At 70.8% G+C, this 16,316-nt stretch carries 13 protein-coding genes and 4 tRNA genes; 9 read left to right on the top strand and 8 right to left on the bottom strand.

The genetic code is table 11. The annotated features are described in order from the left end of the window. Positions 1–121 precede the first annotated feature (121 nt). Positions 122–679, bottom strand: coding sequence for a hypothetical protein (locus ACGF5T_RS06710; protein WP_361018393.1), 558 nt, complete (start codon positions 677–679; stop codon positions 122–124). A gap of 96 nt (positions 680–775) precedes the next feature. Beyond that, complete coding sequence (locus tag ACGF5T_RS06705; protein ID WP_043383624.1) at positions 776–1,126, bottom strand: metallopeptidase family protein; 351 nt, start codon at positions 1,124–1,126, stop codon at positions 776–778. Positions 1,127–1,241: 115 nt separating this feature from the next. Here ACGF5T_RS06705 and ACGF5T_RS06700 point away from each other — a divergent pair, with 115 nt between their 5' ends. The 7 genes from ACGF5T_RS06700 to ACGF5T_RS06670 all read left to right on the top strand — a co-directional run bounded on the left by ACGF5T_RS06700 (position 1,242) and on the right by ACGF5T_RS06670 (position 7,974). After that, the gene (locus ACGF5T_RS06700; protein ID WP_366767631.1) at positions 1,242–2,882 is read left to right on the top strand and encodes a metallophosphoesterase; all 1,641 of its coding nucleotides are present in this window, start codon (positions 1,242–1,244) and stop codon (positions 2,880–2,882) included. Positions 2,883–2,962: 80 nt separating this feature from the next. Further along, positions 2,963–3,035 (top strand) — tRNA-Glu (locus tag ACGF5T_RS06695). A gap of 36 nt (positions 3,036–3,071) precedes the next feature. After that, positions 3,072–3,146 (top strand) — tRNA-Asp (locus ACGF5T_RS06690). A 24-nt stretch (positions 3,147–3,170) separates the two neighbouring features. Further along, positions 3,171–3,244: transfer RNA gene (locus ACGF5T_RS06685), tRNA-Phe, on the top strand. Positions 3,245–3,363: 119 nt separating this feature from the next. Then, a complete protein-coding gene (gene hrpA / locus ACGF5T_RS06680; RefSeq protein WP_356602907.1) occupies positions 3,364–7,341 on the top strand; it encodes an ATP-dependent RNA helicase HrpA in 3,978 nt (1,325 codons plus the stop codon). 95 nt (positions 7,342–7,436) lie between these two features. Then, positions 7,437–7,511, top strand: a tRNA-Asp gene (locus ACGF5T_RS06675). Between the two features lie 268 nt (positions 7,512–7,779). Then, a complete protein-coding gene (locus ACGF5T_RS06670) occupies positions 7,780–7,974 on the top strand; it encodes a DUF6274 family protein (protein ID WP_356602905.1) in 195 nt (64 codons plus the stop codon). Between the two features lie 431 nt (positions 7,975–8,405). Here the strand turns inward: ACGF5T_RS06670 and bldC are convergent, their stop codons facing one another. After that, on the bottom strand, positions 8,406–8,612 hold the full coding sequence (bldC, locus tag ACGF5T_RS06665) for a developmental transcriptional regulator BldC (protein ID WP_003949541.1): 207 nt from the start codon (positions 8,610–8,612) through the stop codon (positions 8,406–8,408). Positions 8,613–9,144: 532 nt separating this feature from the next. Next, on the bottom strand, positions 9,145–9,996 hold the full coding sequence (locus ACGF5T_RS06660; RefSeq protein WP_356602903.1) for a hypothetical protein: 852 nt from the start codon (positions 9,994–9,996) through the stop codon (positions 9,145–9,147). Positions 9,997–10,216: 220 nt separating this feature from the next. On the opposite strand from ACGF5T_RS06660, the gene ACGF5T_RS06655 reads away from it, so the two are divergent. Together ACGF5T_RS06655 and ACGF5T_RS06650 are read left to right on the top strand one after the other, a co-directional pair. Next, positions 10,217–11,311, top strand: a complete 1,095-nt coding sequence (locus ACGF5T_RS06655; protein WP_356602901.1) for a Glu/Leu/Phe/Val dehydrogenase dimerization domain-containing protein — start codon at positions 10,217–10,219, stop codon at positions 11,309–11,311. 310 nt (positions 11,312–11,621) lie between these two features. Then, entirely contained in the window at positions 11,622–11,873 is a 252-nt protein-coding gene (locus tag ACGF5T_RS06650) for a DUF3073 domain-containing protein (RefSeq protein ID WP_053133512.1), read from the top strand. 78 nt (positions 11,874–11,951) lie between these two features. Here the strand turns inward: ACGF5T_RS06650 and purM are convergent, their stop codons facing one another. The 4 genes from purM to ACGF5T_RS06630 form a co-directional block, all read right to left on the bottom strand. Beyond that, positions 11,952–13,034, bottom strand: coding sequence for a phosphoribosylformylglycinamidine cyclo-ligase (gene purM / locus ACGF5T_RS06645; protein WP_356602899.1), 1,083 nt, complete (start codon positions 13,032–13,034; stop codon positions 11,952–11,954). A gap of 43 nt (positions 13,035–13,077) precedes the next feature. Further along, positions 13,078–14,604 carry an amidophosphoribosyltransferase gene (purF, locus tag ACGF5T_RS06640; protein WP_053133517.1) on the bottom strand — a complete coding sequence of 509 codons (1,527 nt, stop codon included), beginning with the start codon at positions 14,602–14,604 and terminating at the stop codon, positions 13,078–13,080. A gap of 62 nt (positions 14,605–14,666) precedes the next feature. Further along, entirely contained in the window at positions 14,667–15,455 is a 789-nt protein-coding gene (locus ACGF5T_RS06635) for an META domain-containing protein (protein ID WP_366767632.1), read from the bottom strand. A gap of 53 nt (positions 15,456–15,508) precedes the next feature. Continuing rightward, the gene (locus tag ACGF5T_RS06630; protein ID WP_366767633.1) at positions 15,509–16,306 is read right to left on the bottom strand and encodes a sterol carrier family protein; all 798 of its coding nucleotides are present in this window, start codon (positions 16,304–16,306) and stop codon (positions 15,509–15,511) included. Positions 16,307–16,316 lie beyond the last annotated feature (10 nt).

Genomic DNA, 16,316 nt, shown 5'->3' with positions numbered 1-16,316 from the left:
CCGACCCGGCTCCGGCCCCGGTTGCCGACCAGCTCGCAGCCCCGGTTGCCGACCAGCTGGCCCACCCGTCCGCGGCCCCGGTGACGCTGTCGCGTCCGTCCTCTGGCGCCACCCGTGTCCCCTACGCCGGTGCCCCGGCCTCGGGGGCCGGCTCCCGCTGCGCCAGCTGCGTCCCCGGCGGCTCGTGCGCCGACGAGGACGGCTCCGGGGTCGGCTCGGGCGTCGGCGAGACCGGCGGCTCCGGGGTCGGTGTCGGCTCCGGCTCGGCCGTGCGCGTGGGTTCCGGGGGCGGCGTCCGGGTGGGCGCGGGCTCCTCGCCCCCGCCCTGCGCGGGCGGAGCCCCGGTCGCCCGTCCGGGCGGCACGGTCGCCGAGGAGGCGTCCGTACCCTTCCGGCCCTTGTCCCCGCTCTTGCCCCCGCCCGCGTCCGCGCCGTCGCCCTTGCCCTTCTTCCCCTTGCCGCGCCCACGCCCCTCGTCGGCCGCCGCCGCGCCGTACCCGGCGTTCCCGCCCGTCAGCGCCGGACCGCCGCCGGGTGCCTCGTCGCCCCGCTCCCCGGTGGAGTGCGACGGCCTGGCGCCCCCGCCGGACGCGCCGTCGCCGACACTCATGCAGCCGGCGGCGGCGGCGACGGCCACGGCCGTGGCGGCCAGTCGGACGGGAACGTTCAAGGGGCGCACGGGCGGCCACCTCCGGGGGTCAGGAGTCGCCGTGCCCAACTCCCGTCACCCACAAGAGGACACGCGCCGCGCACCGTGGACCTTGACCCGAGCGCGTCACCCGTACCCGAGGGCGTGCAGCCGCGCGTCGTCGATCCCGAAGTGGTGCGCGATCTCGTGGACCACCGTCACCTCGGTCTCCGCCACCACGTCCTCACGGGTCTCGCAGAAGCGCAGCGTCGGCCCCCGGTAGATGGTGATCCGGTCCGGCAGCACGCCGGCGTACCACTCCCCGCGCTCCGTCAGCGGTGTCCCCTCGTACAGCCCGAGCAGCTCGGGGTCGTCCGCCGGCGGCTCGTCCTCGACGAACACGGCGACGTTGTCCATCAGCCGCGTCAACTCCGGCGGAATCCGGTCCAGGGCCTCGGCGACCAGTTCCTCGAACTCCTCGCGCGTCATCTCCAGCACAGGCCCATTGTCGGGTACGACCGTGGAGTACGACACAGCCGTCCGCGGCCGCCCCGCGCGGCGGCCGCGAGCCGGCGTCCGCATACCCGCCCCGGGGCTTGGGCATACGGGCCCAATGGCTCGCGTCCCCGCCGCCGTCCTGCACGTCCTGGCCGAGGTGATGAACTCCATCCGCAACGCCCCGCGCGCCCTGTTCCGCCGCCGCCCCCGGACCCGCCGGGCGGCCGCGGCGCCGGAACTCGCCCCCCGGTCGCGTCCCTGGACCCGCGCCGCCGGTCTCGTCGCCGTCGTGCTGCTCGGTGCCTGGCTGGGCCTGCTGGTCGTGGGGGACGTCCGCGTCCCCGTCGGCCCCATGAACACGACCATGACGCTGCGCCCCTCCGTCAGCGGTGGCACGAAGATCAACGTCTCCCCGCTGGGCGCTCTCCGGCTCGACAGCCACATCGCCCCGGTCCGCCTCGACGTCAACGTCGACCAACTCGACCCCGACCGCGCCCAGGCCCTGGTCGACCACCCCGAACGCCTCTCCGGTCTCCAGGACGAGGTCGCGCGGGACGTCGCGCACGGCACGCTCGACCTCGCCGTCCGTTCCTGCGTCGCCGTGGTCACCGGCGCCACCGCCCTAGGACTGGCGGTCTACCGCCGCCCGCGCCCCGCGCTGGCCGCCGGCGGCATGGCCCTCACCCTGCTGGTCGCCTCCGGCGGCACCGCCTACGCGACCCTGAACCCCGACTCCGTCCTGGAGCCGAAGTTCTCCGGCCTGCTCTCCTCCGCGCCCTCCCTCGTCGGCAACGCGCGCAGCATCGTGACCGAGTTCGACATCTACCAGAAGGAACTGGCCCGCCTGGTCACGAACGTCACCAAGCTCTACGACGTCACCTCCACCCTCCCCGCCTACCAGCCCGACCCGACCACGATCCGCGTGCTGCACGTGTCGGACATCCACCTGAACCCGGCGAGCTGGAAGATCATCGCCTCGCTGGTGGAGCAGTACGAGGTGAACGTGATCGTCGACTCGGGCGACACCATGGACCACGGCACCGCCGCGGAGAACAGCTTCCTGGACCCCGTCGAGGATCTCGGCGCCCCCTACGTCTGGGTCCGCGGCAACCACGACTCCCGCGTCACCCAGGAGTACCTCAAGGGCCTGAAGAACGCGCACGTCCTGGACGACGGCCTGGCGCGGAACATCGCGGGGCTGCGCTTCGCCGGCATCGGCGACCCCCAGTTCACCCCCGACCGCTCCCGGCCGGAAGGCGCCGAGGCGTCCCAGGAACTGGCCGGCGCCCGCCTGGCCTCGGCCCTGCGCGACCAGCGCGCGGCCGGCACCCCCGTCGACGTGGCCGTCGCCCACGAACCGTCGGCGGCGCGCCAGGTCGACGGTGAGGTCCCGCTGGTCCTCGCCGGGCACGTCCACCGCGAGGACATGGAGGTCATGAAGTACGGCACCCGCCTGCGCATCGAGGGCTCCACCGGCGGCAGCGGCCTGCGCGCGGTCGAGGGGAAGCACCCCGACCCGATCCAGGCGTCGATCCTGTACTTCGACCGGGACAGCCGGCGGCTCCAGGCCTGGGACGAGATCGAACTGGGCGGCCTGGGCCTGACGACGGCCGAGGTCAGCCGGCACCTCCCCAAGGAGAACCAGCCCGGCGCGACCCCTTCACCCACCGGCACGGGCCCGTCCGCGAGCGGCACGAGCCCCTCGCCCTCGCGCACCGGCCCGTCCCCGACCGGCCCCACCCCCACCCCGCCGTAAACCGTTTTGGCGATACCTCCCGCCATCCCATATGCTTCTCACGTCCCCGACGCGCTGCGAAGCGCCCAGGCGGGCCGATAGCCCTCATCGTCTAGCGGCCTAGGACGCCGCCCTTTCAAGGCGGTAGCACGGGTTCGAATCCCGTTGGGGGCACGCAGTACGGTGTGCGACACTGTCGTACACGAGCTTGGTCCTGTGGAGCAGTTTGGAGTGCTCGCCACCCTGTCAAGGTGGAGGCCGCGGGTTCAAATCCCGTCAGGACCGCTGAGGTTTCACGTGAAACCTCTCGGCTGGGTAGCTCAGTTGGTACGAGCGATCGCCTGAAAAGCGATAGGTCGCCGGTTCGACCCCGGCCCCAGCCACATTCAACCCCCGTCGAGATCATCGACGGGGGTTTTGTGTCGCCGCCACGGGTGGACGACGGAGACCGGGCGGAAATCGTTCGCCAGGTTTTTCTCGGGGATGAGATCCTGGAACCCGTATGTCTACGCACCCCGCCCCCGCCCTCGGCACCCTCGCCCCTCGGCTGACCGAGCTGTCCCTGCGCGACGCGCACCGGCTCGGCCGGCGGCTCGAAGGTGCGCGGAAGATCCGCAAGCCGGAGGCCCGCGCCGCGGTCCTCGCCGAGATCGACGCAGAGGTGGCCAAGGCCGAGCAGCGCATCGGTGAACGCCGGTCCCGTGTGCCCGCCGTCAGCTACCCGGAGCAGCTGCCCGTCAGCCAGAAGAAGGACGTGATCGCGGAGGCCATCCGTGATCACCAGGTGGTCATCGTCGCCGGTGAGACCGGGTCCGGCAAGACGACCCAGATCCCGAAGATCTGCGTGGAGCTGGGCCGGGGTGTGCGCGGCATGATCGGCCACACCCAGCCGCGGCGGATCGCCGCGCGCACCGTCGCCGAACGCGTGGCGGACGAGCTGGACACGCCCCTGGGCGAGGCCGTCGGCTGGAAGGTGCGCTTCACCGACCAGGTGAACCCGGACGCCACGTTCATCAAGCTGATGACGGACGGCATCCTGCTCGCCGAGATTCAGACCGACCGTGAGCTGCGCGCCTACGACACGATCATCATCGACGAGGCCCACGAGCGGTCCCTCAACATCGACTTCCTGCTGGGCTACCTCGCCCAGCTGCTGCCGAAGCGGCCGGACCTGAAGGTCGTCATCACGTCGGCGACGATCGATCCGGAGCGCTTCTCGCGGCACTTCGGCGACGCGCCGATCATCGAGGTGAGCGGACGGACGTACCCGGTGGAGGTGCGGTACCGGCCGCTGCTGGAGGAGGACGGCGACGACGCCGACCGGGACCAGATCACCGCGATCACCGACGCCGTCGAGGAGCTGATGGCGGAGGGGAAGGGCGACATCCTCGTCTTCCTCTCCGGGGAGCGGGAGATCCGGGACACCGCCGACGCCCTGGAGAAGAAGAAGTACCGGTTCACGGAGGTGCTGCCGCTGTACGCGCGGCTGTCGCACGCCGAACAGCACCGGGTGTTCCAGCAGCACACCGGACGCAGGATCGTTCTGGCGACCAACGTCGCCGAGACCTCGCTGACCGTGCCCGGCATCAAGTACGTGATCGATCCCGGGTTCGCCCGGATCTCCCGGTACAGCCACCGCACCAAGGTCCAGCGGCTGCCGATCGAGCCGGTCTCGCAGGCCAGCGCCAACCAGCGCAAGGGCCGCTGCGGGCGGACCAGCGACGGCATCTGCATCCGGCTGTACTCCGAGGACGACTTCGAGGCGCGGCCGGAGTTCACCGACGCGGAGATCCTCCGCACCAACCTCGCCTCCGTCATCCTGCAGATGACCGCCGCCGGCCTCGGTGACATCGAGAAGTTCCCCTTCATCGACCCGCCGGACCACCGCAACATCCGCGACGGCGTGCAGCTCCTCCAGGAACTGGGCGCGCTGGACCCGGCGCAGAAGGACGTACGCAAGCGGCTCACCGACACCGGCCGGAAGCTGGCCCAGCTGCCCGTCGACCCCCGGCTGGCCAGGATGGTCCTGGAGGCCGACCGCAACGGCTGCGTCCGCGAGGTCATGGTCATAGCGGCGGCGCTGTCCATCCAGGACCCGCGGGAGCGGCCGTCCGAGAAGCAGGCCCAGGCCGACCAGCAGCACGCTCGCTTCAAGGACGAGACCAGCGACTTCCTGGCCTTCCTGAACCTGTGGCGCTACGTGCGGGAGCAGCAGAAGGAGCGCGGCTCGTCGTCCTTCCGCCGGATGTGCAAGCAGGAGTACCTCAACTTCCTGCGCATCCGCGAATGGCAGGACATCTACACGCAACTGCGCACGGTCGCCAAGCAGATGGGCATCCACCTCAACGAGGAGGACGCCCCCGAGGACCGCGTCCACGTGTCGCTGCTGGCCGGGCTCCTCTCCCACGTCGGCATGAAGGACGTGAAGGAAACCGGAGGCGAGGCCGGGAGGAGCACGGGCAAGAACGAGTACCTGGGCGCCCGGAACGCCAAGTTCGCGATCTTCCCCGGCTCCGCGCTCTTCAAGAAGCCCCCGCGGTTCGTGATGTCCGCCGAGCTGGTGGAGACCTCCCGCCTGTGGGCCCGCGTCAACGCGAAGATCGAGCCGGAGTGGGTCGAGCCCCTCGCCGAGCACCTCCTCAAGCGCACCTACAGCGAGCCGCACTGGGAGAAGGACCAGGCGGCCGTGATGGCCTACGAGAAGGTCACGCTGTACGGCGTGCCGATCGTGGCCCAGCGCAAGGTGAACTACGGGCGCATCGACCCGGAGGCCAGCCGGGAGCTGTTCATCCGCAACGCCCTGGTCGAGGGCGACTGGCGCACGCACCACAAGTTCTTCGCGGACAACCGCCGGCTGCTCACCGAGGTCGAGGAGCTGGAGCACCGCGCCCGGCGCCGGGACATCCTGGTCGACGACGAGACCCTCTACGACTTCTACGACCAGCGGGTGCCCGAACACGTCGTCTCCGGCGCGCACTTCGACTCCTGGTGGAAGCACAAGCGGCACGAGCAGCCCGACTTCCTCGACTTCGAGCGCGAGATGCTCATCAACGAGAAGGCGGGGGCGGTCACCAAGGACGACTACCCGGACTCGTGGCGCCAGGGGCAGCTGAAGTTCCGGGTGACCTACCAGTTCGAGCCGGGCGCGGACGCCGACGGCGTGACCGTGCACGTTCCGCTCCAGGTGCTCAACCAGGTCACGGACGAGGGCTTCGACTGGCAGATCCCCGGTCTGCGCGAGCAGGTCGTCACGGAGCTGATCCGCTCCCTGCCCAAGCCGGTCCGCCGCAACTACGTACCGGCGCCGGACTACGCGCAGAAGTTCCTCCGGCGGGCCGTGCCCCTCCAGGAGCCGCTGACGGTGACCATGGCGCGCGAGCTGCGGCGGATGGTCGGAGTGCCGTTCGACGCGGAGGACTTCGACTGGTCGAGGGTCCCGGACCACCTGAAGATCACTTTCCGGATCGTCGACGAGCGGCGCCGCAAACTGGCCGAGGACAAGGACCTGGAGGCCCTGAAGCTGCGGCTGAGGCCCAAGGCGCGCAAGGCGCTGTCGCAGGCCGCCGCGGCCACCGCGGAGCGCAGCGGCGGCGAGTCCCTGGAGCGCACGGGGCTGACGGACTGGACGATCGGCACCCTGACGCGCGTCTTCGAGACGCGCCGGGCCGGACAGCCGGTGAAGGCCTACCCGGCCCTGGTGGACGACGGACCGACGGCGAACACCGTCTCCGTACGCCTCTTCGACACGGAGGCCGAGCAGGCGCAGGCGATGTGGAAGGGCACGCGCCGGCTGATCCTGCGCAACATCCCGGTGAACCCGGCGAAGTTCGCGTCCGAGAAGCTGACCAACCAGCAGAAGCTCGGGCTGTCCGCCAATCCGCACGGTTCGATCCAGGCGCTGTTCGACGACTGCGCCACGGCGGCGGCGGACCGGCTGATCGCCGACTTCGGCGGACCGGCGTGGGACGAGGAGTCGTACCGGAAGCTCTACGACAAGGTCCGCGCGGAGATCGTCGACACGACCGTCCGCACGGTGGGCCAGGTGCAGCAGGTACTGGCGGCCTGGCAGGCCTGCGAGCGCCGCCTGAAGGCCGTACGGAGCCCCGCGCTGCTGGCCAACCTCCAGGACGTGCGCGGGCAGCTGGACGCGCTGGTGAAGCCCGGTTTCGTCACGGAGGCGGGCATCAAGCGCCTGCCGGACCTGATGCGGTATCTGGTCGCCGCGGACCGGCGGCTCCAGCAGATGCCGACCGGGGTCCAGCGGGACACGTCCCGGATGGAGAAGGTCCACGAGATGCGGGACGAGTACGCGTGGCTGCTGGAGCAGATGCCCCAGGGGCGGCCGGTGCCGCGGCAGGTGCTGGAGATCCGCTGGATGATCGAGGAGCTCCGGGTCAGCTATTTCGCGCACGCGCTGGGCACGGCCTACCCCGTCTCCGACAAGCGGATCGTCAAGGCCATCGACGCACTCGCACCGTGACCACGGCCGTACGGAGGGTGAGTTCGACCCAGGGGCTCGCCCTCCTGTAGAGTCTCTTCTCGCAGCGCAACGCAAGAAAAAGCGCCGCAAATCCTGGTCCTGTGGAGCAGTTTGGAGTGCTCGCCACCCTGTCAAGGTGGAGGCCGCGGGTTCAAATCCCGTCAGGACCGCAGCAAGGGCCCGCACCGATCGGTGCGGGCCCTTTTCGTTGCCCCGGATCCGGTCCGGTCCGATGCGGTCCGGTCCGGTCCGGGCGAGGGCCACGCGCCCGCGGCGCCCAAGGGCCCCGTGGGACCGCCGCCGGTCCTCATCACTCGTCCCGCCCCGCCCCACGCCCACCGGGGGCCCTCAGCGCCCCCTGGCGGCCTTGACGGCGTCACATTCCCTCGGTACTTCAGAGACAGGGCACGTTCTCCGCGCGGTTCCCGGAGGTGGCGTATGGCGGCATCGGTCAGGCACGAGACGCGGGCCCTGCTCCGCGCGCATCTGGCGGCCGCGTCGTCGTACCGCCACCGGACGCGCCACTGCCCGATCTGCCACCGGCTGCTGCGACTGGCGCTGGACTCGTCCGCCCCACAGTCTCCGACGGAGCGTCAAGAGGGCCTCGAGGAGGAGAGCGCTCCCACCGCCTGAGGGGCGCCGCTCCCAACACCCTTGCCACGCCGCCCTGCTGGAGCTCACGTCTCCTTTAGCGCACGGATGCCGGGACCAACAAGCGGGGAACCGTGTGACGGGTGTCACCGCATGAGTTTCTGGAACCGTGGCACTTATGGCTCCCCTACAACAGCTCCATTTAATATGTGCAATTGTACCACCTCTACGCGGCCCTCGCGCAGATGATCCGACACCCCTCCCCAGACTCCGACATGGCCGCTCACAGAGCCGGCCGACGGCCCTCCCCCAGCCACAGGACCGCACACAAAAAAGATCGCGCTGGACCCGGCGGAGTCCAGCGCGATCCACGACGCACCCCTGTTGGGGCAGGAACGGCATCGTGTGGAGCTGTGGTTCCGAGCACCTCGGCGGGTTGGGGGACCTGCCGTTCTGCCCGGTTATTCAGTTGTTCAGGCCTCGCTGCGCTGCTGCGGAATGCCCGCGAGCAGAGCGCGGACCTCGGCTTCGCGGTAGCGGCGATGCCCGCCGAGCGTGCGGATCGACGTGAGCTTGCCGGCCTTCGCCCAGCGCGTGACCGTCTTCGGGTCGACGCGGAACATGGTGGCGACCTCAGCCGGGGTCAGCAGCGGCTCGGCATCAGGGGTGCGAGCGGTCATGAGCGGCCTCCTCGGGAGAACCGAACCTTCTCGGTTCTTTCCTTTAAATTCTGCACCTTGACCCGCGTTGCCCGAAATGGCGGACACGGGTCGAGTCGGTTATAGGACGAACGGCTTGTCCTCGGCACTACAACTACACCATCCGTCCAGCCGCGTCGGCCAAACCGATGGAATTGCCCTCCCAGGTGTTCATCAGCGACGGAAGCCGATGGACCATGCCATAGCGGACAGTCACGCCGCTGTGACGATCAGTCACAGGGCGATCAGGAGTCACCAGACCCCCCAAAGCGTGCAATGCTGCGATTCCGCCCACAGTGCATCACAGCAGGACGGACGGAGCCCTCCCCGGACTCCTTGTCCTATTTTGGCATGAGGAGGGGGAAGGGGCGCAAGAGTGATGTACGTGCGGTCCGTCACGCTTGACGCTTACGCCCGGATCGGGACCTACGTCCCTTGTTGACGAAACATCAGCCCACCCCGGGCACGTGTCGGAGCGGAAGACGAAACCCCACATCGGGCGGTACGTCAAACGTCAGTTCGCGGACCGCCGGTCCCGCACCGCCCGCCAGCGCTCCACGAGCCGCCCGTACGCCGCCCCCGCCGCGGCCCCGTCGCCGTGGCGCAGCGCCTCTATGCCCTCGGCCACGTCGGCGGCCGAGTGGTCGTCCTCCAGCTCACCGGACGGCACCGCGTGCACCAGCCCTCCGTAGTCCAGCTCCACCAGGGAGCGCGGGTGGAACTCCTCCAGCCAGCGCCCCACGTCCACCAGACCGTCGATGAGCGGCCCCTCGTCCATGGCCTCGCGCAGCGCCCGCAGGCCCCGGGCGACCCGGCGGCGGGCCTGCACCATCGGCGTCCGGTAGCGCAGCACCGGCGCGGCCGCCCCCTCGCCGTCGCCGGCCTTCTCGTACTCCCGCTCCGCGTCGGAGACCAGGACGAACCAGTTGATCGGCACCTGCCAGGTGGCGGTGCGGATCCAGGGGCGGGCGTCCGGGTTGCGCCGCAGCCAGCGCTCGTAGTCCTGGGCGCTCTGCCGGCGCACGACCGGGGGCAGCAGGGCGTCGAGGACGGGCTCGGGGAAGTCCTCGGACAGCTCCTCCAGGGCCTGCCAGCCGCGCAGCCGGGTCCGCCACGGGCAGACGCAGACCACCCCGTCGACCTCGGTCACGAACGCGTCCGCGCTCTCGTGCACCGGCACGGGGACCGGCGGGACGGGCAGCAGGTCCGCGAGGGAGCGGCGCAGCTCGTCCTGGTAGGTGGGCAGGTCGGTGCGGCGGGCGTACCGGGTCCAGTGGCCGCGCTCCTCCTCCGGGAAGGCGGTCAGCGGCTCGTACACGCGCAGGTACGCCGCGTACGGGACGATCACCGAGGACACCTTGGGCACGCCTGCTCCCTCCCCCGCGCGACGCTGGGAAAACCTGCGTCAGTCGATCACAAACGCGCGGGAACCTCTGCAAATCGTCGCACGCGTGTACTCCGTGCGGAGGTGATCCTGAGCACTGTGCGGCGGGCGGCCACCGTCAGGCCCTAATCTCGTGCCACAGTCCCCGCCACCCGCACGGGGACCCGTCTCCACCCGCCGCACCTACACAGGAGTCACCACCGTGACCGACGTAACCGGCGCACCTGCTGATGTCCTCCACACCCTGTTCCACTCGGAGCTGGGGGGCCATGAGCAAGTCGTGCTCTGCCAGGACCGTGCCAGCGGCCTGAAGGCCGTCATCGCCCTCCACTCCACCGCCCTGGGCCCCGCGCTCGGCGGTACGCGCTTCTACCCGTACGCGAACGAGGCGGAGGCCGTCGCCGACGCGCTGAACCTCGCCCGCGGCATGTCGTACAAGAACGCCATGGCCGGCCTCGAGCACGGCGGCGGCAAGGCCGTGATCATCGGCGACCCGGAGCAGATCAAGTCGGACGAGCTGCTGCTCGCCTACGGCCGGTTCGTCGCCTCGCTCGGCGGCCGGTACGTCACCGCCTGCGACGTCGGCACGTACGTCGCCGACATGGACGTCGTGGCGCGCGAGTGCCGCTGGACGACGGGCCGCTCACCCGAGAACGGCGGCGCGGGGGACTCCTCCGTGCTCACCGCCTTCGGCGTCTACCAGGGCATGCGGGCCTCGGCCCAGCACCTGTGGGGCGACCCGACGCTGCGCGACCGCACCGTCGGCATCGCGGGCGTCGGCAAGGTCGGCCACCACCTGGTCGAGCACCTGCTCGCCGAGGGGGCCCACGTGGTCGTCACCGATGTACGCAAGGACGTCGTGCGGGCGATCACCGAGCGGCACCCGTCGGTGATCGCGGTCGCCGACACCGACGCCCTGATCCGGGTCGAGAACCTCGACATCTACGCCCCCTGCGCGCTCGGCGGCGCGCTGAACGACGAGACGGTGCCGGTGCTGACCGCCCGCGTGGTGTGCGGCGCGGCCAACAACCAGCTCGCCCACCCGGGCGTGGAGAAGGACCTGGCCGACCGCGGCATCCTCTACGCGCCGGACTACGTGGTGAACGCCGGCGGTGTCATCCAGGTCGCCGACGAACTGCACGGCTTCGACTTCGAGCGGTGCAAGGAGAAGGCGGCGAAGATCTTCGACACCACGCTGGCCATCTTCGCACGTGCGAATGAGGACGGTATCCCGCCGGCCGCCGCGGCCGACCGGATCGCCGAGCAGCGGATGGCGGAGGCACGCTCCCGGGTGTGATCCCGCGGTGATCGGGAAGGCGTTTCGACGCTGTGAGCGGTACCTGCCGGGGGGCACTTGGAGAGAACTCTCACTTCTCCCGGCGGGTCGACCGCCGAAAGGTGGTTAAAATCGCCTTTGACCAGCGAGGACGGGGCGCCTCGAAGGTCCTGGGCGTAGCCACGTCCCACGGGCGACGTACCGTATGGGCGTGGGCTCAGGTACCGTGGAAGCCCTACGGACCGGACTCTCCGCGGAGAGTCCGTGCCGGACCATGAACGCGTGTCAAGACTCTGGGGCCGTCGAGCCCCGTCGTTGAGGGGGTCGAGCCATGGGGCGCGGCCGGGCCAAGGCCAAGCAGACGAAGGTCGCCCGCCAGCTGAAGTACAACAGCGGTGGGACTGATCTCTCCCGCCTGGCCGAGGAGCTGGGCGCATCGCCGTCGAATTCGCAACCGCCGAATGGCGAGCAATTCGAGGACGATGAGCAGGACGATGACGTGTACGCGCGGTACGCCGACCTCTATGGGGACGACGACCAGGACGAGGACGGCCAGTCCCCGCAACAGCGACGCGGCGCTTGACCCTGCACGGAACACTCACCCGGTCGGTGACTCAGGTCACCGACCGGGTTTAGTGCTACCCGCACGGTCGTCGGGCTCTCAGCCGGCGTAGTCGCCGACGAGCGCGGCGCCCGTCGCGTGGTCACCGCGGTCGGTGATCTCACCGGCCACCCAGGCGTCCACACCGCGGTCGGCCAGGGTCGTCAGGGCCACGTCCGCCGACTCCTCGGGCACGATCGCGATCATGCCCACGCCCATGTTCAGGGTCTTCTCCAGCTCCAGGCGTTCCACCCGGCCCGTCGTACCGACGAGGTCGAAGATCGCGCCCGGGGCCCAGGTGGAGCGGTCCACGACGGCGTGCAGGCCGTCGGGGATCACCCGGGCCAGGTTGGCGGCGAGACCGCCTCCCGTGACGTGGCTGAAGGCGTGGACCTCGGCGGTGCGGGTGAGGGCCAGGCAGTCCAGCGAGTAGATCTTGGTCGGCTCCAGCAGTTCCTCGCCGAGGGTGCGGCCGAGGCCGTCCAGGTGCGCGTCCAGGGCCAGTCCGGCCTCGTTCAGCAGGACGTGGCGGACGAGCGAGTACCCGTTCGAGTGAAGCCCGGAGGAGGCCATGGCGATCACCGCGTCACCCGTACGGATGCGATCCGGGCCGAGCAGCCGGTCGGCCTCCACGACGCCCGTGCCGGCGCCGGCGACGTCGAAGTCGTCCGCGCCCAGCAGGCCGGGGTGCTCGGCCGTCTCGCCGCCCACCAGGGCGCAGCCGGCCAGTACGCAGCCCTCGGCGATGCCCTTGACGATCGCGGCGACACGCTCGGGGTGGACCTTGCCGACGCAGATGTAGTCGGTCATGAACAGCGGCTCGGCACCGCAGACCACGATGTCGTCCATGACCATGGCGACCAGGTCGTGGCCGATGGTGTCGTAGACGCCCAGCTGCCGGGCGATGTCGACCTTGGTGCCGACGCCGTCGGTGGCGGAGGCGAGCAGGGGGCGCTCGTAGTTCTTGAGGGCGGAGGCGTCGAAGAGACCGGCGAAGCCGCCGAGGCCGCCGAGGACCTCGGGGCGCTGCGTCTTCTTCACCCACTCCTTCATGAGCTCGACGGCGCGGTCGCCCGCCTCGATGTCGACACCTGCGGTCTTGTAGGAGGCTGCTGCGCTGCTGGCACCAGTTGTGTCAGGCATGACGATGAGAACCTTCGTGTCGTACGGCAGGTATTGCGGACGGCTACGGGCGACGGATGGCGTCGGCGGCGGCCGTGGCGGCGGGCCCGGCGGCCAGCTCGGTCTCCAGGAGCTGCTTGCCGAGCAGCTCGGGGTCGGGGAGCTCCATCGGGTACTCGCCGTCGAAGCAGGCGCGGCACAGGTTCGGCTTGGCGATGGTGGTCGCCTCGATCATGCCGTCGATGGAGATGTAGGCCAGGGAGTCGGCGCCGAGCGAGGTGCCGATCTCCTCGATGCTCATGCCGTTGGCGATCAGCTCGGCGCGGGTGGCGAAATCGATGCCGAAGAAGCAGGGCCACTTCACGGGCGGGGAGGAGATCCGGATGTGGACCTCGGCGGCGCCTGCCTCGCGGAGCATGCGGACCAGGGCCCGCTGGGTGTTGCCGCGGACGATGGAGTCGTCGACGACGACCAGCCGCTTGCCCTTGATGACTTCCTTCAAGGGGTTCAGCTTCAGGCGGATGCCGAGCTGGCGGATGGTCTGCGAGGGCTGGATGAAGGTGCGGCCCACGTAGGCGTTCTTCACCAGGCCGTTGCCGAAGGGGATGCCGGAGGCCTCGGCGTACCCGATCGCGGCGGGGGTGCCGGATTCCGGGGTCGCTATGACCAGGTCGGCGTCGGCGGGGGCCTCCGCGGCCAGCTTGCGGCCCATCTCGACCCGCGAGAGGTACACGTTCCGGCCGGCGATGTCGGTGTCCGGGCGGGCCAGGTACACGTACTCGAAGACGCAGCCCTTGGGCTTCGCTTCTGCGAATCGCGAGGTGCGCAGGCCGTTCTCGTCGATGGCGACGAACTCGCCCGGCTCGATCTCGCGGACGTAGGAGGCGCCGCAGATGTCGAGGGCGGCGGACTCCGAGGCGACCACCCAGCCGCGCTCCAGCCGGCCGAGGACCAGCGGGCGGATGCCCTGGGGGTCCCGGGCGGCGTAGAGGGTGTGCTCGTCCATGAAGACGAGGGAGAAGGCGCCTTGCACCTGGGGCAGCACCTTGCCGGCCGCCTCCTCGATGGTCAGCGGCTTTCCGTCGTCGTCGACCTGGCCCGCGAGCAGCGCGGTGACCAGGTCCGTGTCGTTGGTCGCCGCGACCCGGGTGGAGCGGCCGTCCTGCTTGGGCAGGTCGGCGACCATCTCGGCGAGCTGGGCGGTGTTGACGAGGTTGCCGTTGTGCCCGAGCGCGATGGAGCCCTGCGCGGTGGCACGGAACGTCGGCTGGGCGTTCTCCCACACGGAGGCACCGGTGGTCGAGTAGCGGGCGTGTCCGACCGCGATGTGACCCTGGAGCGAACCGAGCGAGGTCTCGTCGAAGACCTGGGAGACCAGTCCCATGTCCTTGAAGACGAGGATCTGTGAGCCGTTGCTGACCGCGATTCCCGCGGATTCCTGGCCTCGATGCTGGAGGGCGTAGAGCCCGAAGTAGGAGAGTTTTGCGACCTCTTCACCGGGAGCCCAGACACCGAAGACGCCGCATGCGTCCTGGGGGCCCTTCTCGCCCGGAAGCAGATCGTGATTGAGTCGACCGTCACCACGTGGCACGTCTCCGAGTGTAGGCGAGGTCGACCACTGGTCCGAATTGGGTACGGCGGCTCACCCGGGGATCACCGATCGGCGAAGGCCCGGACGGTCACGCCGTCCTTGCTGGTCAGCGTGAGGGTCTCGTGGTCGATCCGGTACTCGACCGTCCCGCCGAAGAGCCCCAGCAGGCGCTTCTCGGCGGCCATGAGTGAGCCTTCGCACATCATTCGGGTGGTGGACGGGGCGCCGAGGGTGATACTGCCGTCGCTGACGGTGGCCTTGGCGTTGACGTGGTTGCAGGGGAGCCGGCCGGCGACGGTCTTCGCGTCCCGGTCGAAGGTGAGGTGGGCGGGGCCCCGCTGGCCGGGGGCCGTGACGGTCCACTTGGTGCCGTAGAGGGACGCCTCCTCGGGCCGGCTCAGCTTGACGGTGTCGCCGTCGGAGGTGGTGAGCGTCAGGCGTTCGCCCTCGTTCTCGGTGGTGAGGGAGCCGTCGGCGAGAGCGCGGCCGAGGGACTTCTCGAAGTCCGCGGGCGTCTTGTCGCAGGCCTTCTCGGTGAACATGGCGTCGCTGACCCGCACGCGCCCGCCCTCGACCGCGGCGCGGGCGCCGAAGGTGTTGCAGCCGGTGCTGCCCACCGCCTCGCCGCTCTCCTCGATCCGGACGTGCGCCGAGTCCGGCGCCTTGTGGGTGGTGCCGTCGACGGTGACGCTGTCGATGCTCCAGCGGACGCCGGTGATGGGCTCGCCGGCACCGACGGAGCCGCTGCCACCGTCGGCCTTCTCGCCGCCGCAGGCCGCCGCGAGCGGCACGAGCGCGGCGAGCGCCACCACGGTCAGGGTCACGTTGCGCTGCTGCTTCTGCCTGTACATGCCGATTCGACGGACGTGCGGAGGGTTGGGTTCCCCTCGGCAGCGATCCGTTCTCAGCCGAGGAGGGGCAGCAGCGCCCCGAGGTCGGCCCGCTCGCCGCTCGCCCGCACCTGCGCCCCGGTCACCGCGTCCTTCCAGGCGAGCCGGCCGGACGCCAGTCGGACCCAGGTCAGCGGGTCGGTCTCGACGACGTTGGGCGGGGTGCCGCGGGTGTGCCGGGGCCCCTCGACGCACTGCACCACGGCGTACGGCGGGATCCGCACCTCGGTCGAGCCGCCGGGCGCCCTGGCGGCGAGCGCGTCGGCCAGCAGCCGGGTCGCGGCGGCCAGGGCCTGCCGGTCGTAGGGGAGGTCGAGGCCGGGGACGGCCGCGGCGAGGTCGTCGGTGTGGACGACCAGCTCCACGGTGCGCGTGACGACGTAGTCGTCCAGCGGCAGGGCGCCCGCGCGGGTGGCCAGCAGCCGGGTGCCGGGGTGTGCGGCGAGGCCGTCGGTGAAGCGCCGCTCCACGTCGGCGAGGTGGGCGTCGAGGTCGGGGTGGTCCGCCGCGAGGCGCCGGGCGGTGGCGGCGACGGTGTCCGCGGCGGCGGCGGTCGCGAACGGCCAGTCGAGCAGGCGGGCGTCCTGGCGCGCGGGTTCGGGCTCGTCGAGCAGCCGGGGCACGGCGGAGAGCGCCGTGCCGATGTGCGCGAGCAGTTCCCGTACGGTCCAGTCGCCGAGCCGGGTCGGCAGGGCGAGCTGTTCGGGGGTGAGGCCGCGGGCGGCCGCCCGTACGTGGGCGAACTGGGCCAGCACGGCGGTGCGGGTCCGGGCGGGGTCGTAGGCGCGGGCGCGTCTCCTGGCGGGCGGCATGGCGGCGAGC

It is taken from the genome of Streptomyces sp. NPDC047853 (genome assembly GCF_043204535.1).
Taxonomy (GTDB): Bacteria; Actinomycetota; Actinomycetes; order Streptomycetales; family Streptomycetaceae; genus Streptomyces.
The sequence above is the reverse complement of the archived record's forward strand: the minus strand, read 5'-3'. Positions and strand labels throughout refer to the sequence as shown.